Origin of the sequence: Daejeonella lutea, assembly GCF_900168015.1 — a bacterium.
Taxonomy (GTDB): domain Bacteria; phylum Bacteroidota; class Bacteroidia; order Sphingobacteriales; family Sphingobacteriaceae; genus Daejeonella; species Daejeonella lutea.
In genome coordinates this window covers 643,705-665,497 of the sequence record NZ_FUYR01000002.1, presented here as the reverse complement: position 1 = coordinate 665,497, position 21,793 = coordinate 643,705, and the positions used below count along the sequence as shown (strand labels likewise).

The following is a 21,793-nucleotide window of genomic DNA, read 5'->3' as shown; positions in this document are numbered from 1 at the left end:
AAAGTATATTTTATTGACTGTCCGATGTTCCACGTGGAACTCGGCTAAACAACGACAAAAATGCAGCGATTACCCAGACCGCCTCAAGAACTACAAACGGGTAAAAGTTTATTAAGAATGCGGAATATCCGCACAGCGCTGCACCGATAATATTCAGCACGATGTACCATCGATTCTCACTAGATACGATCTTTCTTATATTTAAAAGAAATCCGACTAATAATAACGTTACTCCTATTGAACCCAATATATCCGATTGTGTCATAATTTTTAGTCGGTTAATTCAAGCCATCTCAACGTTTTGTCATCAATGTCTTCTTTTTTAACTTGAATAGCTGTGGCAATTTCAGATAGTTGTTCGTGATTAGTTATTCCAGAGTTGAGTTGCTCCGTTAAAGCTAACAACTCGCCTTCGAGTATTTTGATTCGATTTTCAATTTCCTGAGCCTCTTTCTCCTCTTTGAAGGTAAGTTTTTTATTTTGTCTGATTGGTTCGTTGGGTTTGTTTTCTGCTTTTCCCGGTGTAATCTTTATAGGCTTTTTGATATCATCTTGTTCAAGTCTATAGTCAGTGTAATTGCCAGAATATATCGTCACTTTCCCATCTCCTTCAAAAATGAATAACTGATCTGTTAACCTATCAATCAAATATCTATCATGAGATACCAGCATTAGAATTCCAGGGAAATTTACCAGGAATTCTTCGAGAACATTTAAGGTATCTATATCCAGATCGTTGGTAGGTTCATCAAGAATCATGTAATTTGGATTTTGCATAAGAACCCTCATTAGCTGTAATCTTTTCTTTTCACCACCGCTGAGCTTACTTACTAATCCATATTGTTTTGCTGGGGGGAACAAAAAGTGCGTCAACACCTGGCTGGCTGTTAAGTTTTTCCCATCAGCCATTGTTATATACTCCGCCACGTTTTTTACAACGTCTATTACACGCTCATCGCCCTTGAATTCCAGACCTCCTTGAGCGTAATAACCAAATGCAGTCGTTTCACCAACAACAACACTTCCTGAATCTGGTTTGATGGCACCCGTTATGATGTTCAGGAGTGTAGATTTTCCAGTACCATTTTTGCCGGCGACACCTATCCTATCTCCTTTTTTGAAGATATAAGAGAAGTCCTCCATTACAGTATGACCATTGAATCCCTTACTAACATTATGGAGTTCGAGGATCTTATTACCCTGACGGGCTACGTTTACACTGAGTTCCAAATTAGATTTTACCTGCCTGCCCTTAGTCTTATCCTCCAGGTCGTAAAATGCATCTATTCGAGATTTGGATTTTGTTGTTCTCGCCTTTGGTTGACGGCGCATCCATTCCAACTCTTTCTTCAGCATATTGACATTTTTGCTAAACGTGGCATCTTCAGCAGCGCTTTGTTCAGCTTTGCGCTCGAGATAGTAGCTATAATTTCCATTGAAATTTTGGAGTTTTCCTCTGTCAAGTTCTATGATGCGAGTAGATACATTATCGAGGAAATATCTGTCGTGAGTGACAAGAATAACGCTTTTTTGACCAGTAGTCATACAGTTTTCCAGCCATTCGATCGTTTCAATATCCAAATGGTTTGTAGGCTCATCTAAAAGATAAATATCCGGATCATCTATAAGAAGCTTTGCTAGAGCAAGTCTTTTGCGTTGACCACCTGATAGTGTAGAAATTTTTTGGTCAAGTCGCTGGATTCCAAGTCTACCGAGAATAGTCTTAATTTCGTACTCGTACTCCCAGGCATTTTCCGAACTTAATTCATCCATCAATCTGTTAAGCAATTTATCATTCGTAACAGATTGGTTAACAGCCTCTTCGTATTGTCTGATCAGCTGTTGCCTTGAGTTGCCTATAGAATAGATAAAATCACTTATCGTTTCCTGATGGTTGAACTTCGGATCCTGATCAAGATACCCCACTCGTAAGTCCCGTTCTGTAACAACTTTTCCTATCCCAGGGGCAAGCATTCCTGAAAGTATTTTCAGTAAAGTGGATTTTCCTGTCCCATTAATGCCAACCAAGGCGACCCTCTCACCTTTATTAATTCCGAAATAAAGGTCCGTGAATAGCCAATTGTCGTTAAAGGAATGTCCTAATTGCTCCGTAGATAAAATGCTCACACTAAAATATATTTATTGAATCAATACTCAGCCTATGACAAGAAGTCCGTTTGTAGAACAACAGAACCACCGAATTCTTGACATTTCCTCGTTATAATCTGCAAAGGTAAGCATAAGATTTTTGGAATAAATATCGTGTGTTTAAACATATAACTATTGTTTTATGAAAACGATACTTCACACAGCTAAAGATCGTGGAATTCATGATAATGGCCGGTTAGAAGCGACACATTTCATTCTACTGCTCATTATTATGATCCTTCTAAAATGCCTTTCGGACTTTTGCGCGAGTGTTAAGTGATGAAGTTATTGACGCAGGAGCGGATTTTAGCACACATGGGCACGACAATATGGAAATTGTTACTACTCCAATCACGGGCTCCTTAGCTCACAAAGATAGTCTTGGATGGGCCGGGAATTGTCTCCTACTCGATGATGAAACCAGACAATGGCTCATATTTTTTTATAATAGAAGGTGAAGCTCTCATTGAAAGGAGGTTGCTAATAGAGGTGATGCCCTCGGATTGTACGATACAGTGACTTTTGATATCTCTGTTTCAGCGGACGCGAGGATCAAATAATTAAAGTTCCAATGGAATAAATTAAAATTCGCGATGTGCGAGGTAGTAATCTTCTTTGCTTGTCATTAAAGTTTTCGCTGCTTTTCCTTTATCAGGATACCCTAGTAGATGGAGGGTGCCGTGTATAATCACGCGATGAAGTTCGTCTTTTTGAGGAACTTTGAACTTAACGGCATTTTCATTAACGCGGTCAATACTTATAAAAATGTCGCCCACTATTTCGCGATCAACTTCACTATTATCGAATGTGATAATATCTGTTAGGGTATTGTGATTTAGGTAATCCCGATTAATTACAAGTAGATAAGCATCGCTGCAAAAAATGAAATTAAGTTCTTTAAGGCGGAAACCCTCAGTATTAATGCAATGCTTTATCCATTTGCGAATGGGAATTCGCTGTTTTAGGTTGAATGAAATATCTTCTACAAAAAAATTGATTGGAAGCTGGGGCATTAAATCTTAAAGTGTAGCTCAAGTTCATTTCCTCTGGAATTGAAGATGCATTGGTCGGCAAGGCGCTTGATTATGAAAACCCCGCGCCCAGTGAGGTTTTCCAGATTTTCTGGAGCTGTTGGATCGGGAATGTTGTTAAAGTCGAAACCCTCACCTTCATCCGAAATGGTAAAAATCAATCTCTTATCTTCAACAACTTCAAGGTTTATATATACTTTCTTTTCAGGATTTTCCTTGTTCCCGTGTATTATTGCATTTACTGTAGCTTCACTAAGGCAGGTGAGCACATTCGCATATATTTCGTCACTAAACTGGTACTTCTCACTCAATGTATCAATGAAGTTCTCTAGCGTAATAATACTATCAATCCGTGAAGGTAATTGCAGGGTATACAATGCTGTGTTATCGGAAAATTCTGTCTGATTAATCATTTATAACCCGAATTTAAGTATTTAAAATAATCGCCAACCTTTATTTTGTAAAAAGAATTTAGAGACGGCGGTACCGTTTTGAGCAAATCGGTTTCTTTTTGCTTAATTTTCTGATATTCCTGCAGGATAATTTTATAATCCGGGGCTGGGGTTAGTCCCTCTTTACTCTCCCTCTTTTCATCTTGTTCACGTTCACGCTCGGCTTTATCAGCTTCAAGCAATTTACTCAATATCTCCTGTTGCCTGTTCAACGTTTCCTGTTGAATTTTTTTGTTTACGAGATCGGTTTCAGTTTGTTCCATCTCTTTCATTAATTGATCGAGATTGCCCAGACCCTTTTTACCGTCCTTGTTTTCCATTCTATTTATTTCCTGCATTGCCTGCCGGATCATCTGCTGTTCTCTCGCCATTCGCGCGAGTTGTTCGCTCATTCCCTGACCTTGCCCCTGCCCGGGCTGTTGAGCTTGTTTACCAGGCTGTTGTCCAGGTTGTTGCCCTGGTTTTTGCTGCCCAGCTTGTTTCTGCATTTCTTCCCGGGCTTTCTGCATGTTCTTATTTAACTGTTCTTGCATCTTGCTCAGTTGTGAAAGGCTTTGTTTTTTCTTACCCTTGCTACCTGGCTTTCCATTTTGCTGTGCCTGCTGCATTTGGTCAAGAGCTTCATTAAGCATCAGGGCTAAATTATTAATCGAAGTCATTGCAAATTGCTGATTCCGATTAGCTTCGGCGGTACGACGTTCACCTAAACTTTCAATAGCCTTCCCAACATTGAAGTTTATTGCTTGGATCTCCTTATTTACCACTGATTGTATCTGCGGAACCTTCTTACTTAATGCGTAAAGACTATCTTCTATCATTTTAAGATTATCTTTTATATCCCTCTGTTTTTGTGTCTGCAGAACATATGACGGATCGCTGGTATTTATTCCACGGACAGTTTGCATCGTTTTTTCCTGATCAAATGAACTTGTGATCAGATTGTCCAGAATCTCCCTAAGAGCTTTTGTATTAACTTCATTTTCCTCTTCTTCACTTTCCTGTTGCATCGCTTCTAGCTTTTTAGAAAGCTGTTCCATTTGCTCCGCTGCCTCCTTCTGGTTTTCAGCTGCCTTTTTCTCGTCCTTCTTATCAAGATTTTCTGCGCTTTTTTGCTGCTCCTGATCTACTTTTTCCTGTTCTTTTTCAGGATTATTAAACTCATTTTTTTGGTCGAGTTCTTGATTCTTTTTTTCAAGCTCCTTCAAATCCTCTTTAAGCTCTTTGAAATCCTCTTTGAGCTCTTTCTGTTCTGATTTAAGTTTCTCATTTTCAGAACTTTTATCAAGAGTTTTTTTAGAAAGCTCTTCCTGCTTTTTAGAAAGCTCTTTTAACTTATCTATAGATTCAGTGAGTTTTTGATCAAACTCAAGCTGTTTGTAAAGCTCCAATATTCGGTCAAGTTCCTTTTGCAATGACTTATTGTCGAGCTGCATTTTGGAAATCTCTTCCTGGGTTAGTGCCTTATTATTCTTTTCAAGCAGCTTTTCTATGTTTTTAAGGATCTCCCTTGTTTTTTCATCGAGAACATTGTTGAATAGGTCTTCAATTTGCTTTTGTTTTTCGAGAATCTTTTCATTCTGCTCTTTGTTCTCATTTTGCTCGAAGAGGTTTTGCTTGTTCTCTTTCTGAATTTCTTTCACAAGTTCTTCAAGTTCCTTTTGTTTTTGCAGAAGTGCTTCCACCTGCTTCTTTTCTTCGTACGTAAGACTCTTTTTGTTCAAAAGATCCTGATTTAGGCGTTTTGCTTCTTTTTCTACCTGGGAAGACTTCCGGATAGCCTGCTCCATTTTTTCTTTGATCTGTTCGGAATTGGCCTCAAGTTTCTTCTCAATTTCTCGTTCAGAAGCTACTTTAAAAGTTCGGATAGCTGACCTGCTAGCTTTTGCTCCATTAACCCCATCATTATCAAATATTTCAAAATAGTATTCGATCTGGTCGCCAGGGTTTGCTTTTGCATCATTAACATTCCAAATATGGAAGAAATTGCTTTGTAAAGCATTCCTGTCAAAACTAACAGTCCTGATTTCAGGCTTAGCTGTTGCGGTAGCACCGCCTGCAGGAAGAACTTTGTAATTAAAGTTTAGTTTGGAAAATCCATGGTCGTCATTCACCTGCCCAACAAAATACAGTACTTTCGCATTTACAGAATCTGGACGCTCAGTAACGTCTATCACAGGCATGAGATCAGGGATTACACGAACCTGATATGAAACAGAATCAGACGTAACTACATCTTTGCTGACCGGGCGAATGTTATAGGTCAAATTTTTCATCGCACGATATGAAAAATTAAAGATCCCTTTATCAGTTGCACGAATGCTAAAACTTTGCCGATCCATTTTTACATTTAGATGGTCGCTACTCCTGGCATTAAATTTCCAGTTTATTCTGGTCCCTTCGGGAACACTCAAATCGCCCGAATTCTGTAGTCGTTCGTTATTTTTATTTAAATAGGATGGATATTCAAGGAAGACATCAAAATTTAAAAGTGTAGGGCGTTCTTTAACTTTCAACACATAATCTTCAGAGCTGAACTCTCCTGCCGTAAGGCGGATGGTTTTGGTTTTCTGCAGGTTTTTAAAAGTATGATTGAATCGAACAATACTTTCTTTATCAAGTTTGAACGTATTGGCACCATCCTCCAAATAAATTTCTGCCGGAATTTCATTTCCAGTGAGTTTTATCTTCAGCGTGTAATCATCACCCTGGATTGCAGAGAGATTATCATTTACCAGTTCAAAATTGAAAGGAGCTTTTTTAATGAATCTCTTATTGTAGTGTAAAAGGCGGTCGGTACTTTCACTCAGGATGGATGGTGCTGCAAAGAAGACAACAATTATCGCAGCCATTGGGACCAGTGCGTATTTGATATATTTTCTATTATCCTGGATGTGTACAGCCGAGCTGAAGGGTACTGGGCGGAGTTCAGCAATTTTCTGATCTATACTGGCGTCAATCAAAGCCCGCTGTCCCGGGCTGGCATCAGAAAGTTTCTTCAGTTGTAAGGTGTTAAGTAACTTATCTTTAACGGGATGAAAATGGTCCCCGATAATGTCAGACGCTTGTTCGTGACTAATAGTTTTTCCAAGCCGGAAGTATGACAGGAGAGGAATGATAATATAAGTAATGAGAATAGTAAGGGTTCCGAGAATGAAAGTATAGAATAGAAGTGTTCTTACAAGGGGATCAAAACGCCAGTAATATTCTGCGACTGTTACTAAAATGAATGCAGCAAAAAAAGAAGCGGCCATGAATATGGAGCCCTTCACAACTCTGTTCAGATAATATTTCCGGATAAATCCGTCAATCTTCTGAATTAGATACGCGTAATTATCTGCAGACTTGCTCATTGGTAGTTTTCACGTAATTTTATGGTAATATGAAATTAACGAAAAATACCTATACAGCGTATGTAAAAATATAATGTAGATAGATGTTTATCAGGATATTAACTCCTTTTTTACTATTTTTTCTTTAGAAGAACAACATTTGCCACCTTCCGCTCACCTTCATGGTCCCATTTCTTGTTATCAGTGGGATAATTTACAACGCCATTTCCTTCATATCCTTTTAGCCAAAGGGTAGTTGAACCACCACCATCCAGATTTATTGCGTCATCAGAATTTAGCCAGCGCATTAATTTGGTGAGTTCAAATAAACTCATCCCAGCCGAATTTTCGTTCCTGCCATCAACGGTTATTAACAACACGCGATTATTCTTGGTAACTGCTACCGCGGTGCGGGGATGACGGGTTTTGCTGAAGGCATTTGAATCCAACTTCTCGTCTTTCTGGTCTAAAATTAATAGTGGCCCGGTAACCATAACGTCTTCACCGTCCAGAGACTGCTCCCATGAAGGATCGCCATTAAACTTACTTATGGTTAATTTCCCATTTTTAAATACGAGTGCGGAAGCCTGGTGACCTACTCTAAGCCCATTTTTGGGAAGACGGCTTTCGTTGATCACAATACCATCAGATTTAATGAAATCAACGGAACCTCCATTTGCGATATCAAAAAAAGTTCCGTTGAGCGCAGCGATTGAGTTGGTATTCTGTCCAAAATCACTTGTTGTTATAAGTTTTTTTGCATCGAAACCCAGATCAAGCATAAGCTTCCTTTTTGGCTTTATTTCCAGGACACTTACATTCTGATTTGAGCCAAATAAATTATTATTAAACCAATTTGTCTTTAGCGTAACTCCGGAAGTAATTTTCTTCTTCTTCCAATTAGCTTTAATAACATTTAAAGAATCAGTTTGTGAAAAAGCGGGACTTAGTAAGCCGGTAAGCAGCAGGGCGGTGATAAATGATTTCATTATTTTGAAGTTTATAAGGCGAAGTTATAGTTTAGCGGCGTATAAAAAAACCCCGCCTGGAACTAACCAGGCAGGGCTTTTTATATTTGTTGGTTTATTTCTTTGGGTCTAAAGCATCAGCAATTCTCACCAGTGCATCATCAAGATGCGACCTAAGTACCGTATTGCTAAACTTGGGCTGTGCTGCCCTTATCTGGCCCGCAAGAGCCTTCAATTCATATCTCGCCATTGGTCGGATGTCGGATTGTGATGCGTCCATTTGAGGAGCTGCCTGGGCAGCAAATTGCGCAGGAGGAGTAGGCTCGTTTTCGTTAAGCAAATAAGACATTCTTTCGATATATGCTCTTTGCAGATTCCTTCTATAGGTGTCGATATTTCCTCCAGTCTTTAATTCAGACCAGATGCCATTTCTTAGATCCGCGAATAGCTCATCCATGCTGTATGCTTCAGCACCGTTCTTCACAGAGTTGTCTATGACACGGTTCAGGCGGGAGAAATCCAATATGCCGTTTAAAACGCCAACCTGAGTTCTTCTTAATCTTTCTACAATTCCAGCATTATCAAATTTGCTTAAGAGTGCTTGATCAAGCATCCACTGTGGAGTTGCAAAAGCTTGCTGGTTGATAAAGGCCACAGCTCCTTTTTGCTTCGCCTGCGGCACATGAGTATACACAGCACCTTTCTGCTCGTAGGTTTTATCATCCTCATATATCCCACCGATATTCGAGCGAACATGCCCCATATAACGGTTCCATTGAGTTAATACCTCGCCGTACAGCTCCTGCAAGTTGTTATAAGGCTGACCTTCTTCATATGTCCATTTCTCAATGTTCGGTATGATTCTTTTTAGATTTGCGATTCCATAAGTTGAAGCTTTAACAGCGTCATCGCCAAGATCCTCTGACTGGGCTCTAGGGTCAATTGGATTTCCGGTTTGCTGTCCATAGAAATACGCTGGGTTGCCAGCCTTTTCGATAGTCCATTTGTTTAAGATTTTGGCCTCTTGCTCAGGTGTTTGATTATCAAACCAGGTATAACCCCATTTGATAGCCCATTTGTCGTAATCTCCGATTCCCGGATACAACACAACGCCCTCGTCACCAGGTTGAGCAATGTAATTGAAACGGGCATAGTCCATAATTGATGGAGCGGTTCCGCCCATTCTTTTGGTAAACGTACGGGAGCGCAGTGAATCAACAGGATAGGCAACGCTTGATCCAAAATTATGTGGTAATCCCAGTGTGTGCCCCACTTCGTGTGACGACACAAACCGAATTAATTGACCCATAATCTCATCTTTAAATTTAGGAGTGCGGGCATCTGGATTAATAGCCGCAGTTTGTACGAAAAACCAGTTTCTAACCAGATTCATTACGTTGTGGTACCAGCCAATATCAGATTCCATAATTTCCCCTGAGCGAGGGTCTGAGATATGAGGGCCGTACGCATTTGCAATATTTGATGCGAAATAGCGGATAACTGAATATCTCGCATCTTCGGGAGACCAGTCAGGGTCATTTGCAGGTGGTTCCAGAGCGGTGATTGCATTCTTGAAGCCAGCCGCCTCAAACGCTACGTTCCAGTCTTTAACACCTGCAATAAGATATGGTCTCCATTTTTGTGGTGTTGCCGGATCGATATAGTATACAATTTGTTTCTTAGGCTCAACCAGTTCTCCGCGTTTGTATGCTGCCGGATCTTTTGGTTCGAGCTTCCAACGATGAATATATCGGGTGACCTGTGCTTTTTGCGCGTCCAAACCGTAATCAGTTTGGCTTTGACCAAAATACCCAACTCTGTCATCAGCGAAACGAGCTTTGAATGGTACTTTCGGCAACAAAAGCATTGAATTATGTATCTCAACAGTCATTGAGCCAATCGACTTATCACCAGGAGGATCTGTAGCACGGTATGTTTTCAGCGACCGCACTTCAATATTCATAGGGAATGACTTAATAGTATCGACATACGTACGTGCTTCGTCCATGGTTGTGATCTTGTAAAGAGTACGCAAGCTTTGTGGTAGCCCAAGCGATTGCACGTCTTTAGAATACAGATCGGTAACATCAATAACAACCGAATTTGAATCTGCATTGATGGCTTTTATATCAAAGGATGATAAAACAGCATCCAGATTTGAGTTTTTTACTGCTTCAAACATGTCTGTTTCTTTAGCAGCAACGTTTCTGTAGGACGGTATGCGTATAAAAACTTGCTTGTCACGTCTTTGCCATTTCCAAACCTGCTCGTTTAATTCCTCACCTCCGTATGTTCCGTCTACAGTTGGAGTTTTTGCATATCGTGTAACAACCAGCATTTCCCGATCAAAAAGTGAATCAGGAATCTCAAAAAAATATTTACTATCGAGGCGATGAACCTTGAAAAGTCCTTTGTCGGTTTTGGCCTTGTCGGTTATGATCTCTTTATAAGGTCTGATGCCCGTTTTGGGAGCTGCAGATGCCGGAGCTGGTGCAGCGGTGGTAGCCGGCGTTGGTGCTGCAGGTGTTGTCGGCCTGCGGTTTTGGGCAAGCAAATCGGTGTTGCTAATATTCGCCAGCAATGCAGCGAAAAGAGCATACCTTACATAGGATAAATCTTTTGTCATATTAAGTGATAAGGGGTTAGCTAAAATGCAATCTACAAATGTATTATTTGCAGATAATAATGACCGTTAATTGCAAAATAAATTATTTCGCAGAATAAGGGATTAAATTCTCCTTTTTAACGTCAGAATTATTCTTTCCTTTTCCTTGTTACTTTTTGCACCATGAGGTAGAACATCAATTATAAAACTGCGGTCTGATTTTGAACGGAACAGGTTATCTATTTCCGATGGGCTCATCTCACTAACTGGCTTAAAGTTTATGGCAAGAATTTCATCGTCTTTACTCAAGCCAGCTTCTGCGGCCGAGGACCCGGGTTCTACCCTGCTAACTAACATTCTGTCGAATTTTTGGCCAGCTGAAGTTAGTTCCAATCCACTCATGTCATGCTCAAATGGCTCGTTTAAAATGATGCCGGGTTTTAAGTACAGGGCTGACTCGTTATAATCGAAAATAACGTTGAATCTTTTTAATATGGTGATACCCATATTACCATTCCTGCTTACCGAATACACTTTTGAACCAACGTCGTCATAGTCAGGAAACGCGGCGATTACGTTGTTTAGGGTATATTTTCCGATGCTCAGCGATTTTACTCGGCTGATATAACCGCTTATCGGACCGGTTAAACCTATACCAAGGTTTCCAGCTATGTTAACTTTCGGAACTTCGAATGGAACACCTCCATTAGTCTCTAGTGATATGGGATGACCTGCCCCGGTATCCAGTATAAGCTTGGCTGCTATTTTTTCACCAGAGGTCAACTCGATGTTTGATACCAGATACGGCTTTCGATCCTCGATCATCAAAGGTACCCGGTATCCTTTTCGGGCGATATAGGTTGTCTCGGGCCTATAAATTGTCAGTGTACTTAGAGTAAAGTTTATCTTTACAATAAAGCTGTTAAAAAACTCGTAACCTATCAGCCCATGTACAGGCATGCCGACATAATTGGAGAGCTCGAAAATATCTTTTTTTAGAATCGCAGCAGACAGTGATTTGGCATTTGTACTTCCAAAACCTACATCAATTGATGGGGTAACATAAGCGCTGAGAGGTTCACCGTCGCCGAAACCGGTAATATTTATGCTTCGCAGGTTTTTAATTTCAACAGAGTCGATGAGCTTCGGGTCGGAAATCAGGAAAAGGCCAACTCCTGTATCGAGCACGAAATTGAATGGACCCTTGCCATTGATCATAAGCTTAATGATCATTAAGTTTTTGACCATCTTAAAAGGGACAATTTCTTTTTTTCGCCTCCCCGGGAACTCGAATCTTTGAGCGGAAACTTCGTTCGCTGTTAAGACAAAGCCCAGCATCACGATAAGTAATTTTATCATTAAAGTTCGAACAGAACAACTAATCCCACGGTCGAAATGATTACTCATGATGCATAAACAAGTTACGGCATAAAACTTTAATCCAATCCAAATCTTTGTAAATCTTGTCAATTGTTTTCTACTTTTAAATATGAGAGTAAGACTGATAATATTTGCATTGCTTGTGTTTGGGTGCCAGGAGTTGCATGCGAAAACAATTAGACCAGGGAAAATCCTTAAGATGATTAGAAAGTCTCCGGTATTGCAGCAGCATTACACGGGCTTTGCACTCTATGATCTCAAAGACAAAAAGATGATTGCAGAGCAAAATGGCGATAAGTATTTCACGCCAGCATCAAATACAAAGTTATTTACGTTCTATGCCGGATTGAAGCTGCTTAAAGATTCAATTGCCGGCCTACAATATATTGAACGTGGGGATTCTTTGATATTCTGGGGAACCGGCGATCCTACATTCCTTAATTCAGACTACAAAAAGCAACCAGTTCTCGAAAAGCTAATAGCAAGCAACAAAAAAATCTATTGGGCAACTGACAGGTATACCAGCCCATTTTATGGCACAGGGTGGACATATGATGATTATAATGAATATTATCAGCCTGAGATTTCAGAGCTGCCCGTTTATGGAAATTCAATATTATTTACTCACAATGGCAACCAAGTCGTATCCTATCCTGAGTTCAATAGAAATAGTCCATTTCAACTTTTTACTGATACAAAAAAGGAGGCTGGTCGTTTTAGAATCTACAGAGACTTGCTGACCAACGATTTTTATCAACCATCAATTCCTGTTGCAGCAAATTTTAATCAGCTTGTACCATTCAAAGTCAGTGTGCCGACAATCAGCACAATACTAACGTCTTCAATTCCAAATTATTCGGGTACCATAAACCGTACCCTGGCAAAAGATCATAAAACTTGGTATAGCGTAGCATCGGATACTCTGTATCGAAACATGCTGTTACCCAGCGATAATTTTATTGCAGAACAAATCCTTCTGAACATTGGAGCCACGAACGGTCTGGAAATGAATACACCGATTGTCATCGATTATATTATTAAAAATTTTCTTCAGGATCTTCCAGACAAGCCTATATGGGTAGACGGTTCAGGATTGTCCAGACAAGATCTTTTCACTCCCCGCTCAATTGTGCGCTTATGCGAAAAAATATATGAGGCAACTGATGACGAAAAGCGCCTTTTTAACATGTTGCCGAACGGTGGTAAAACAGGAACGCTGCGAAATTTGTATAAGTCTGAAGAACCTTTTGTTTTTGCGAAGACAGGAAGCTTATCAAACAACCACAATCAAAGCGGTTATTTAATCACAAAGAAAGGGAAGAAACTTATCTATTCTTTTATGAATAATAATTTTGTAAAGCCTACTGCAGATGTTAGAAATGAAATGGAGCGAATTATCACTTACATCCACCAAAATTATTAGCCATGAACAAATTGAATCATATCCTTGCTTTGTCGGCATTCTGTCTTTTTGCATGCTCGGCAACGAAAACCAAGCCCGTAGAATGCGAGCAAATGATTTGCACTCAGGAATTCAGAATGGTACAAGTTAAATTTAAAGATACCGCCGGTAACCCTGTCACCGTTAAAGATTTTTCTGCTATAAATAAGAGGACAAATCAAAGCACGGTTCAAAATAATGAGCCATCCACCGTTAATAATCAGGGACTTTACACTGTAGCCAGCGACGCTGATGTCAAAACGTTGTCAGAATCTGGTGATGTGATCACTGTAACTGCTACACATCCCACTACGAACAAAAAAGTGTCTGCTGAATTTGTAGTTAATGGCGGTAAATGCGCCTGCCACATCAGTAAAGTTTCCGGTCCGACGGAAATCGTTTTATAAATTTACTTTTTCACCTTGTCAGTACCTTCATAGGTTTTGTCATGATCCTGAGGTGGAAGCACCTTTACTTTATGTACTTCCTCCACATGCAGTACATGAACAGCGTATGGAGCTGGCAGAATTTTACCACCGTAACAATCAGCATAAACCTGTGTGAATTCCGCGCCGAAAAACAATATTGCTGACGTATAATAAACCCATATAAGGATCACAATGATTGACCCTGCTGCACCATACACGGTGCCTGGCCCTACTTGTTCGATATAAAGGCCGATTAGAAATTTTCCCATCATAAACATTATTGCTGTGAAAAAGGCCCCCATTCGTACATCTTTCCAGGCTATGACAACATCTGGCAGGAACTTGAAAATAATGGCAAAGAGAGCTGAAATGACAGCAAATGTTAAGATGAGATTGAATAGATTGATAAAAAGCAGCGTGATATCAGGGAAGTAGATTTGAAGCTTGGCGCTCAAGGCTAACACAATACCGTTAATTATCAATGATACGATCAGCAGGAATCCCAGTCCAATTACCATCGAAAACGAAAGAATCCTATTTGTGATAAGTTTTACCCACCCAGCCTTAGGCTTTGCCTTAACTCTCCAAATCTGATTAATTGACTCCTGTATTTCTACAAATACACCTGTTGTTCCAATGAAGAGAGTTATGAAGCCGACTATAAAAGCAAACGTTGATTGCTGGCTGTCTGAAATGTTTTTTATAGTTTCTTGTATTTGGATGGCAGCATCGGATCCAACGAATTTATTCAGCTCGGCAAATATTTTTCCCTGAGCTGCTTCTCTTCCATATATCACTCCGGCCAGAGAAACTACCATGAGCAAGAGGGGAGCAATAGCAAACACGGTATAATAAGCGAGTGCTGCACTCATTTTCAAAGCGTTATCGTCCCAAAATGCATTGAAAGCCTTAAACAGAAGCTGGCCCATGTTATTAAATCTGAACCGTTTCTTACGTGTCATATGTATTTTATTGCTAGAATGTGATTGGGAATGAAACTGTTTTAATAAATTTAAAAATTCTCATTTGATCCCTTTCTAAGAACAAACAATTAACGGACCATAACGCTATGAAAAAATTATGCCTGCTGTTAATCGCGCTGATCGGAGTGACATCCTTGGTGTATGCCCAATCTTCCGCAGATAAAACAACTATTTATATCGTTCGTCATGGCGAAAAAGATTTATCGGATCCCAAAAACCCCGATCCTCAGTTAAGTAGTGAAGGGCTTGCAAGGGCGAAATCCCTGGCTGCAAGATTAAAAAGGGAAAAATTTGCGGCTGTATTCTCAACGAAATACAAACGGACTACACAAACCGGTGAACTAGTTGCTAAAAAAAATAAGGTGGCGATAGCGTTTTATAACCCCTCAGATCCGAAATCCCTGGCTGAGCTCATAAAATCAAGGTATAAAGGTAAAAAAGTACTTATAATCGGTCACTCTAATACCGTTCTCGAATTAGCAGAAGCTTTTGGTGTAACACGCCCCCTGTTTGCCCTTACGGATGATGATTATGATTTCATATTCAAAGTCGATGTGAATGATAACGGATATGCCTCCCTTTCAACTGGAAATTATGGGATGCCACACCACACCTCGGTAATTAAAAAAAACTAGGCTTAACTTGGAAGAAAAGTCTTTTTTTGGCGGCACGGCTTATCTAGGTATGCCCCATAACGAGGAATTCAAAAAATTGGTTTTCGAAGGTATTGATAAATACGGAACCAACTTCGGAGCTTCGAGGAATAATAATGTAACGCTTGACGTTTTTGCCATGGCCGAGGAGGAAGCAGCGCGCCGAAGCGGAGCAGAGGATTCGATAATCGTATCCAGCGGATATATGGCTGCGCAGCTTGTTATACAACATTTTTCTGAAAAAGTTAGATTCCTGTATGCTCCAGACACCCATCCGGCTTTGTGGCTCGGACAACCCTCTCCGCCAAAAATTAGTTTTAACGAGTGGTCAGAACAGGCATTAGATTTATTAAAGAATTCCGAAGAGCCGATTTTGTTAATTACAAATTCACTCAATAATCTTTTCCCTGAAATTTACGGGTTTGAATGGTTGAATGAAATTGATTCTAATCGTAAAGTAACACTTTTGGTAGACGATTCCCATGGTCTTGGAATTACAGGCAAAAACGGTGAAGGTGTGTATCCAAGAATTCCAAAACTCCAAAACCTTGAAACTATAGTGATAGCTTCCATGGCGAAAGCGATTGGTGTTGACGCAGGTGTGATTTTGGGATCAAAGGAAATTTTAAATGAATTGAGAACTTCGCCGGTATATGCCGGGGCATCGCCCCCTGCTCCAGGAATGTTATTTGCGTATTGCAAAGCTTCCGCTATATATTCGCAAGAGCTCGAAAAACTCAGAGACAATATGAAATTCTTTACGGGATATATTGGAGGGGAGAAAAACATTTCATACTTAAAGGAATTTCCGGTATACCTATTGGACAATGCCCGCGCTGGCGAATATCTTTCCTCCAAAGGAATCCTTATATCATCTTTCGCTTACCCAGATCCTACAGGAAAGGCATTGAATCGCGTTGTTTTAAACAGCAGGCATACTAAAGAACAAATGAGGAAGTTGGCAGAAAGCGTTGTGCTATTAAATAAGAAATACTAAACTGCGATTAACAGTTCTTATAGATCCTCAAATGCAATATCCATTAGTTCGTATTCTTTCCAACCTTTGAAGTCGAAGTGCCACCATTCATTATCGAGTACCCTGAACCCATTGCCTTCCATTACTTTGATCAGGAGATCGCGATTCTTAATTGCCTCTGCTGGTAGATTGTTGTAGGAAGGGCTGGCGGCAGCTGCGAAACTATCATAAGGAGTGGGCATTGGCAGATCTTTACCCGTTTTAAGGTTAATGATAGTTAAATCCATCGCACAACCCCGGTTGTGCCTCGATCCGTCTTTTGGGTTGGCAACAAAATTTTTGTCAGAGGCAATCTGAAAGAATTTGACGGTAACGCTGTATGGCCGGTAACCATCGAATATTTTAAGGCCTAAACCCTGTTTTTTGAGGTCTGCCTGAACATTCTTTAACGAATTTGCAACTGGCAACCGGGCGAATGCCCTGGCCTGTTTATATACAGCCTGTTTTGCAAAATTGTTTTTAGTGGCATACCGGATGTCTAATTTCAGTCCGGGAATATATTTTGTTAACTCAACTAATTGTTTGTCAGGATTGGCAGCGACAGATTTTTTGTAATCAGCTAAATTGTTAATCACATCCAACCCAAAGGGATTGGATGTTTGAGCCCTGGCATCAAAGGCAAAAAAGAAACAGCTAATAAGAAGAATTTTTTTAATCATCGGTTGGAGACTATCAGTAAATCGAGGTCTTTAACCGGGATACTAAAACGCTCGGCGAGATCTTTGTTGGTTAATTTACCCTGGTATAAATACGTTGCATTTCGGATCCCCGGTCTTTCCCATATCAAATTCATAACTCCGCCCATTTCTCCAATGTCCAGTAAAATTGGAGTAAAGATATTTGTTAATGCATATGTAGCGGTGCGCGATACACGGGAAGCGATGTTCGGAACACAATAGTGTATCACATCGTATTTTCTAAAGGTAGGAACCGTATGATTGGTGACCTTTGAAGTTTCAAAGCAACCACCCTGATCAATGCTGACATCGATAATTACAGAGTTGGGCTTCATTTTACTTACTGTCTCTTCGGAAACGATGCAGGGGCTTCTGCCATGGCTGGCACGGATAGCGCCAATAGCCACATCGCAATTTCGAATGGCTTTTTGTAAAACTACCGGCTGAATAACTGATGTAAATACCCGGGTGCCTATATTATTTTGCAGACGGCGCAACCTGTAGATTGAACTATCAAAAACCTTTACCTCCGCACCGAGCGCGATAGCTGTTCTAGCAGCATATTCACCAACAGTTCCTGCTCCGAGAATGACAATTTCTGTGGGAGGTACTCCCGTAATTCCCCCAAGCATTAACCCTTTTCCCTCCAGCACATTACTTAAATATTCAGCAGCAATTAGTACAGAAGTGGCACCTACTATTTCGCTCATTGCCCGGACTACACTTAGTACATTTCCCTCATCCCTTAAATATTCAAATGAAAATGCTGTAACTTTCTTTTTCATTAAGGAGTGCAGGAACTCAGCTTTCATAGTAGACATTTGAAGAGCGGAGAACAAAACTTGTCCCATCTTCATCATCCCGACCTCGTCTTCCGTTGGGGGTGCTATCTTAATAATAATATCAGCCTTATAGACTTCCTTTTTGTCATAAACTATTCGTGCACCTTGCTCACTATAATGGTCATCATTAAAGTTTGCAGCTAAACCTGCGCCAGCTTCGATAAAAACTTCATGGCCGTTTTGAATTAATAATCCTACGGATAATGGAGTTAATGCAATCCTGTTTTCCTGGAAGGAAGTTTCTTTTGGAATGCCTATGAACAGATTGTTCTTTTTATTCTTCAGTTCTAACATTGCTTCCTGTGGCTGCATCATGGCCTGTTTTGCAATGTCAGATAGTTCACTCATCATAGAAAATGTCAATAGGGGTTGGAAGGTACGAAAATTTTGAAAAAGGTTGAATGCCTAAATCATAAGATTACCCTAAATTCTGCGGGCCTTTATCTTTCTTACTCGCTCTTCATCCTGTTCAATAGTCACTTCAATATAGTTAGCAGGCCATAATTCCTCAATTTTTTCCGGCCACTCGATAAAGCAGTAAGTGTTTGAATATAAGTATTCTTCAAAGCCCATATCATAAGCTTCTGCCACGCTTCTGATGCGGAAAAAATCGAAATGGAATATGTTACCGTTAGCAGATTGGTACTCATTCACCAAAGAATAGGTAGGACTGGAAATGCTATCGCTGGCTCCAAGTTCTTCACAAATAGCTTTTATAAAAGTTGTTTTCCCTGCTCCCATGTTTCCCCTGAACAGGAATACTTTTATACCGGCGGAAAGCTCCAGCAATTGCTTTGCAGCACCAGGAAGGTCCTTCAAATCGCGAACACGAATTTCCATATCGTAAAAATATAAAAATATGGGAATGATCTACAAGGCTATTTGGGACTATAGGTCACATAAGGTACTATCATCTCCTCTAACGAAATACCACCATGCTGGAACGTTTCATTAAAGTAGTTAACAAACTGGTTATAATTGTTGGGATATACAAAATAGCCATCTTCCTTTGCGAAAATGAAGCCCGAACTCATGTGCAATTTGGGCAACATTGCTTCGTGAGGGTTTTTAACATGAAACACTTCTTTTGCGTTAAAGTTAAGATTTTTGCCTTGTTTGTAACGCAGATTTGAATTTGTATTCCGATCACCGACAACTTTACTAGGATGTTTTACACGAATTGTTCCATGGTCAGTTGTAATTATGAGTTTAATATCTTTCTGAGAGAGCTTTTTTAGGGCATCCAATAGAGGTGAATGCACGAACCAGGAAAGTGTTAGCGAACGGTAAGCAGCCTCATCATTAGCAAGTTCCCGAATCATCGCCATGTCTGTTCGCGCATGCGACAGCATATCTACGAAATTGTAAACGATAACATTTAGGTCATTCCCCATCAGGTTGTTGATATTTTCGTTGATGGCTTTGCCTTGCTCATAGGTTAGAATTTTGTTATATGAATATTTACATTCCTTGCGCATTACCCGCTGGATCTGATCTGCAAGAAATTTCTCCTCAAACAAATTCTTGCCGCCTTCATCCTCATCGTTTTGCCACATGTCAGGGAATCTTCTTTCCATTTCAAGAGGCATTAGTCCCGAAAAGATTGCGTTTCTCGCATATTGAGTCGCTGTGGGAAGAATGCTGTAATAGCTATCTTCTTCGTCAACACGGTAATAATCCGTAAGAATTGAATTAATCATTTTCCACTGATCGTACCGAAGATTATCAATGAGGATAAAAAATGTGGGCTTTTTCGCTTCCAGTGACGGGAAGACTTTCTTTGTGAACAATTGGTTTGAAGTTATCGGACCATCCTGTGGGTTTTTGAGCCAGCTCAGATAGTTCTTTTCAACAAATTTTGAAAATTGGACATTGGCCTCTGCTTTTTGCACAGTTAAAATCTCGTGCATGCCGTCATCTTCCAGAGTTTCAAGCGAAAGCTCCCAATAGACTAGTTTTTTGTATACATCAACCCATTCCGAATGACTTAGGTTGTCATTTAGGGTCATTCCCAGGGTTCTGAAATCCTGTTGATAAGCCATCGAAGTCTTTTCGCTCACGAGGCGCTTATTATCAATAAGTTTTTTGATGGTCAATAGGATTTGTCTGGGGTTAACGGGCTTAATCAGGTAGTCATCAATTTTAAACCCGATTGCATCCTCCATCATATACTCTTCTTCATTCTTGGTGATCAGGACGATCGGCACGTCGGGATTGATAGTTTTTATTTTCGCCAAGGTTTCCAAACCTGTAAGGCCAGGCATATTCTCATCCAGGAAAACAAGATCGAAATTCTCGTTTTTGAAACAATCTAAAGCATCATTACCATTGGTAACTGTTTTTATTTTGTATCCTTTTTCGTTCAGAAAGAGTATATGTGGTTTGAGCAAGTCGATTTCGTCATCGGCCCATAGAATGTTTGTTTCCTGCATTTGAATGTAAATTTTAGCAATATAAGTGGGATGAACTTTTTTAAAAGCTCAATTGTCATTAAAATTAACAATTTTTGTGCCTTAGGGTTGTAAAGCTTGAATAAGAAGAAAATAATTAATGATCCGGTTTATGGATTCATCACCATTCCTTCTGAACTGGTGTTTGATCTTATTCAGCACCCATACGTTCAGCGCCTCCGATATATCAAGCAACTGGGTATGACTCACCTGGTTTATCCGGGTGCTTTACACACTCGCTTCCACCATGCCATAGGAGCTATGCATTTGATGGGTCTGGCGATTGAAACAATTAAAAGTAAAGGTCAGGCGGTATCATCTGACGAAGAAGAGGCGGTCACGATAGCTATTCTTTTACACGATATTGGACATGGCCCGTTTTCGCATGCCCTGGAACACACTATTGTGGAGGGAATTTCACACGAGCATATTTCCAAACTTCTGATGGACGATCTTAACCAGCAGTTTGACGGAAAACTCCACCTTGCCCTTGAAATTTTCAACGATCGTTATCACAAAAGATTCCTTCATCAGCTCGTATCCGGCCAACTCGACATCGACCGTATGGATTACCTTAACCGGGATAGTTTTTTCACCGGGGTTTCTGAAGGAGTTATCAGCTTTGACAGAATTATTAAAATGCTGGATGTTGTTGACGATCAGTTAGTAGTCGAAGAGAAGGGCATTTATTCGATTGAAAAATTCCTTATCGCCCGCCGGCTGATGTATTGGCAGGTTTATCTCCATAAAACTGTCATCGCTGCCGAACAGATGCTCGTGAAGATCCTCGAGCGAGCCAAGGAGCTTTCCGGGCAAGGCAGAAGGCTATTTGCCAGCCCCTGCTTTGCATACTTTCTAAATAATTCCATTAGCCGGGACGACTTTACGTCAGACCCCAGAAATTTGGATCGATTTACCAAGCTTGACGATAACGACATATTTACCTCCATTAAAGTCTGGTGTAATGATGAAGATCTGATCCTTGCTACCCTTTGTAGTCATTTGATAGAACGTAATCTTTACCAGGTCGAGATCACAAATGAACCTCCCTCAGTCGAAAAAATAAATGATCTGTCGGAAAATGCATTAAATGAATACGAAATTGAAGAAGACGACACGTCTTATTTCGTATTTACAGATACAATTAAGAACAATGCCTACAGCGTTGGCGATGGCAGCATAAAAATTCTGATGAAAGACGGCATTATTCAAGATATTACTACAGCATCTGATAATTCAAATCTAGAAGCATTGGTAAGGACCGTTCAAAAGTATATACTTTGCTATGTTAAAGAGGTGAAACTATTAAACAATTAACATGTCTTACCATTGGGATACATACAAGGACAAAATTTGTTCGTTAACTAATA

Annotated in this window: 19 protein-coding genes; 6 read left to right on the top strand and 13 right to left on the bottom strand. The window is 40.1% G+C overall.

Translation table 11 applies throughout. From position 1 onward, the window contains the following. Nucleotides 1-10: 10 nt before the first annotated feature. The gene (locus tag B5X60_RS18675; RefSeq protein ID WP_456073012.1) at nt 11-265 is read right to left on the bottom strand and encodes a CBU_0592 family membrane protein; all 255 of its coding nucleotides are present in this window, start codon (nt 263-265) and stop codon (nt 11-13) included. A 5-nt stretch (nt 266-270) separates the two neighbouring features. Further along, entirely contained in the window at nt 271-2,127 is a 1,857-nt protein-coding gene (locus B5X60_RS12065) for an ABC-F family ATP-binding cassette domain-containing protein (protein ID WP_079702940.1), read from the bottom strand. Nucleotides 2,128-2,417: 290 nt separating this feature from the next. Between B5X60_RS12065 and B5X60_RS18660 the strand changes: the two genes are divergently transcribed. After that, complete coding sequence (locus tag B5X60_RS18660; protein WP_079702939.1) at nt 2,418-2,606, top strand: pirin family protein; 189 nt, start codon at nt 2,418-2,420, stop codon at nt 2,604-2,606. Nucleotides 2,607-2,729: 123 nt separating this feature from the next. Here B5X60_RS18660 and ybeY read toward each other — a convergent pair whose 3' ends face one another. From ybeY to B5X60_RS12030, 6 genes are all read right to left on the bottom strand, one after another. Beyond that, the gene (ybeY, locus tag B5X60_RS12055) at nt 2,730-3,161 is read right to left on the bottom strand and encodes an rRNA maturation RNase YbeY (RefSeq protein ID WP_079702938.1); all 432 of its coding nucleotides are present in this window, start codon (nt 3,159-3,161) and stop codon (nt 2,730-2,732) included. Continuing rightward, nucleotides 3,161-3,592 (bottom strand): ATP-binding protein, encoded by a 432-nt coding sequence (locus tag B5X60_RS12050; RefSeq protein ID WP_079702937.1) that lies wholly within the window; start codon nt 3,590-3,592, stop codon nt 3,161-3,163. Before B5X60_RS12050 ends, ybeY begins: the two co-directional genes overlap by 1 nt. After that, on the bottom strand, nt 3,589-6,981 hold the full coding sequence (locus tag B5X60_RS12045) for a DUF4175 family protein (RefSeq protein WP_079702936.1): 3,393 nt from the start codon (nt 6,979-6,981) through the stop codon (nt 3,589-3,591). The genes B5X60_RS12050 and B5X60_RS12045 overlap by 4 nt, the downstream gene beginning before the upstream one ends. A gap of 113 nt (nt 6,982-7,094) precedes the next feature. After that, nucleotides 7,095-7,949: a phosphodiester glycosidase family protein gene (locus B5X60_RS12040; RefSeq protein ID WP_079702935.1), complete on the bottom strand. Its 855-nt coding sequence runs from the start codon at nt 7,947-7,949 to the stop codon at nt 7,095-7,097. Between the two features lie 94 nt (nt 7,950-8,043). Then, a complete protein-coding gene (locus B5X60_RS12035) occupies nt 8,044-10,554 on the bottom strand; it encodes a zinc-dependent metalloprotease (protein WP_079702934.1) in 2,511 nt (836 codons plus the stop codon). Nucleotides 10,555-10,656: 102 nt separating this feature from the next. Beyond that, on the bottom strand, nt 10,657-11,892 hold the full coding sequence (locus B5X60_RS12030; protein WP_170878442.1) for an aspartyl protease family protein: 1,236 nt from the start codon (nt 11,890-11,892) through the stop codon (nt 10,657-10,659). 220 nt (nt 11,893-12,112) lie between these two features. Here B5X60_RS12030 and B5X60_RS12025 point away from each other — a divergent pair, with 220 nt between their 5' ends. Together B5X60_RS12025 and B5X60_RS12020 are read left to right on the top strand one after the other, a co-directional pair. Beyond that, on the top strand, nt 12,113-13,336 hold the full coding sequence (locus tag B5X60_RS12025) for a D-alanyl-D-alanine carboxypeptidase (protein WP_170878441.1): 1,224 nt from the start codon (nt 12,113-12,115) through the stop codon (nt 13,334-13,336). A 2-nt stretch (nt 13,337-13,338) separates the two neighbouring features. Continuing rightward, nucleotides 13,339-13,761: a hypothetical protein gene (locus tag B5X60_RS12020; protein WP_079702931.1), complete on the top strand. Its 423-nt coding sequence runs from the start codon at nt 13,339-13,341 to the stop codon at nt 13,759-13,761. A gap of 2 nt (nt 13,762-13,763) precedes the next feature. Here the strand turns inward: B5X60_RS12020 and B5X60_RS12015 are convergent, their stop codons facing one another. Next, nucleotides 13,764-14,744, bottom strand: coding sequence for a YihY/virulence factor BrkB family protein (locus tag B5X60_RS12015; protein WP_079702930.1), 981 nt, complete (start codon nt 14,742-14,744; stop codon nt 13,764-13,766). Between the two features lie 107 nt (nt 14,745-14,851). Between B5X60_RS12015 and B5X60_RS12010 the strand changes: the two genes are divergently transcribed. Both B5X60_RS12010 and B5X60_RS12005 read left to right on the top strand, forming a co-directional pair. Continuing rightward, nucleotides 14,852-15,400: a SixA phosphatase family protein gene (locus B5X60_RS12010; protein ID WP_079702929.1), complete on the top strand. Its 549-nt coding sequence runs from the start codon at nt 14,852-14,854 to the stop codon at nt 15,398-15,400. A 7-nt stretch (nt 15,401-15,407) separates the two neighbouring features. Further along, nucleotides 15,408-16,415: a pyridoxal phosphate-dependent aminotransferase family protein gene (locus tag B5X60_RS12005; protein WP_079702928.1), complete on the top strand. Its 1,008-nt coding sequence runs from the start codon at nt 15,408-15,410 to the stop codon at nt 16,413-16,415. A 17-nt stretch (nt 16,416-16,432) separates the two neighbouring features. On the opposite strand, the gene B5X60_RS12000 is transcribed toward B5X60_RS12005, so the two are convergent. The 4 genes from B5X60_RS12000 to porX all read right to left on the bottom strand — a co-directional run bounded on the left by B5X60_RS12000 (nt 16,433) and on the right by porX (nt 20,405). Next, nucleotides 16,433-17,113, bottom strand: coding sequence for a M15 family metallopeptidase (locus B5X60_RS12000; protein ID WP_079702927.1), 681 nt, complete (start codon nt 17,111-17,113; stop codon nt 16,433-16,435). Further along, complete coding sequence (locus B5X60_RS11995; protein ID WP_079702926.1) at nt 17,110-18,321, bottom strand: alanine dehydrogenase; 1,212 nt, start codon at nt 18,319-18,321, stop codon at nt 17,110-17,112. Before B5X60_RS11995 ends, B5X60_RS12000 begins: the two co-directional genes overlap by 4 nt. Nucleotides 18,322-18,396: 75 nt before the next feature. Beyond that, nucleotides 18,397-18,813, bottom strand: coding sequence for a tRNA (adenosine(37)-N6)-threonylcarbamoyltransferase complex ATPase subunit type 1 TsaE (gene tsaE / locus B5X60_RS11990; RefSeq protein ID WP_079702925.1), 417 nt, complete (start codon nt 18,811-18,813; stop codon nt 18,397-18,399). A gap of 38 nt (nt 18,814-18,851) precedes the next feature. Beyond that, nucleotides 18,852-20,405: a T9SS response regulator signal transducer PorX gene (porX, locus tag B5X60_RS11985; RefSeq protein WP_079702924.1), complete on the bottom strand. Its 1,554-nt coding sequence runs from the start codon at nt 20,403-20,405 to the stop codon at nt 18,852-18,854. A gap of 96 nt (nt 20,406-20,501) precedes the next feature. Here porX and B5X60_RS11980 point away from each other — a divergent pair, with 96 nt between their 5' ends. Then, nucleotides 20,502-21,740: an HD domain-containing protein gene (locus B5X60_RS11980; protein WP_079702923.1), complete on the top strand. Its 1,239-nt coding sequence runs from the start codon at nt 20,502-20,504 to the stop codon at nt 21,738-21,740. Nucleotides 21,741-21,793: the final 53 nt, after the last annotated feature.

What these genes read in the sequence shown, in the direction of transcription:
- B5X60_RS18675 (WP_456073012.1), bottom strand. Translation starts at nt 265, where the DNA reads ATGACACAATCGGATATATTGGGTTCAATAGGAGTAACGTTATTATTA.
- ybeY (WP_079702938.1), bottom strand. Translation starts at nt 3,161, where the DNA reads ATGCCCCAGCTTCCAATCAATTTTTTTGTAGAAGATATTTCATTCAAC.
- B5X60_RS12050 (WP_079702937.1), bottom strand. Translation starts at nt 3,592, where the DNA reads ATGATTAATCAGACAGAATTTTCCGATAACACAGCATTGTATACCCTG.
- B5X60_RS12045 (WP_079702936.1), bottom strand. Translation starts at nt 6,981, where the DNA reads ATGAGCAAGTCTGCAGATAATTACGCGTATCTAATTCAGAAGATTGAC.
- B5X60_RS12040 (WP_079702935.1), bottom strand. Translation starts at nt 7,949, where the DNA reads ATGAAATCATTTATCACCGCCCTGCTGCTTACCGGCTTACTAAGTCCC.
- B5X60_RS12035 (WP_079702934.1), bottom strand. Translation starts at nt 10,554, where the DNA reads ATGACAAAAGATTTATCCTATGTAAGGTATGCTCTTTTCGCTGCATTG.
- B5X60_RS12030 (WP_170878442.1), bottom strand. Translation starts at nt 11,892, where the DNA reads ATGATAAAATTACTTATCGTGATGCTGGGCTTTGTCTTAACAGCGAAC.
- B5X60_RS12025 (WP_170878441.1), top strand. Translation starts at nt 12,113, where the DNA reads ATGATTAGAAAGTCTCCGGTATTGCAGCAGCATTACACGGGCTTTGCA.
- B5X60_RS12020 (WP_079702931.1), top strand. Translation starts at nt 13,339, where the DNA reads ATGAACAAATTGAATCATATCCTTGCTTTGTCGGCATTCTGTCTTTTT.
- B5X60_RS12015 (WP_079702930.1), bottom strand. Translation starts at nt 14,744, where the DNA reads ATGACACGTAAGAAACGGTTCAGATTTAATAACATGGGCCAGCTTCTG.
- B5X60_RS12010 (WP_079702929.1), top strand. Translation starts at nt 14,852, where the DNA reads ATGAAAAAATTATGCCTGCTGTTAATCGCGCTGATCGGAGTGACATCC.
- B5X60_RS12000 (WP_079702927.1), bottom strand. Translation starts at nt 17,113, where the DNA reads ATGATTAAAAAAATTCTTCTTATTAGCTGTTTCTTTTTTGCCTTTGAT.
- B5X60_RS11995 (WP_079702926.1), bottom strand. Translation starts at nt 18,321, where the DNA reads ATGAGTGAACTATCTGACATTGCAAAACAGGCCATGATGCAGCCACAG.
- tsaE (WP_079702925.1), bottom strand. Translation starts at nt 18,813, where the DNA reads ATGGAAATTCGTGTTCGCGATTTGAAGGACCTTCCTGGTGCTGCAAAG.
- porX (WP_079702924.1), bottom strand. Translation starts at nt 20,405, where the DNA reads ATGCAGGAAACAAACATTCTATGGGCCGATGACGAAATCGACTTGCTC.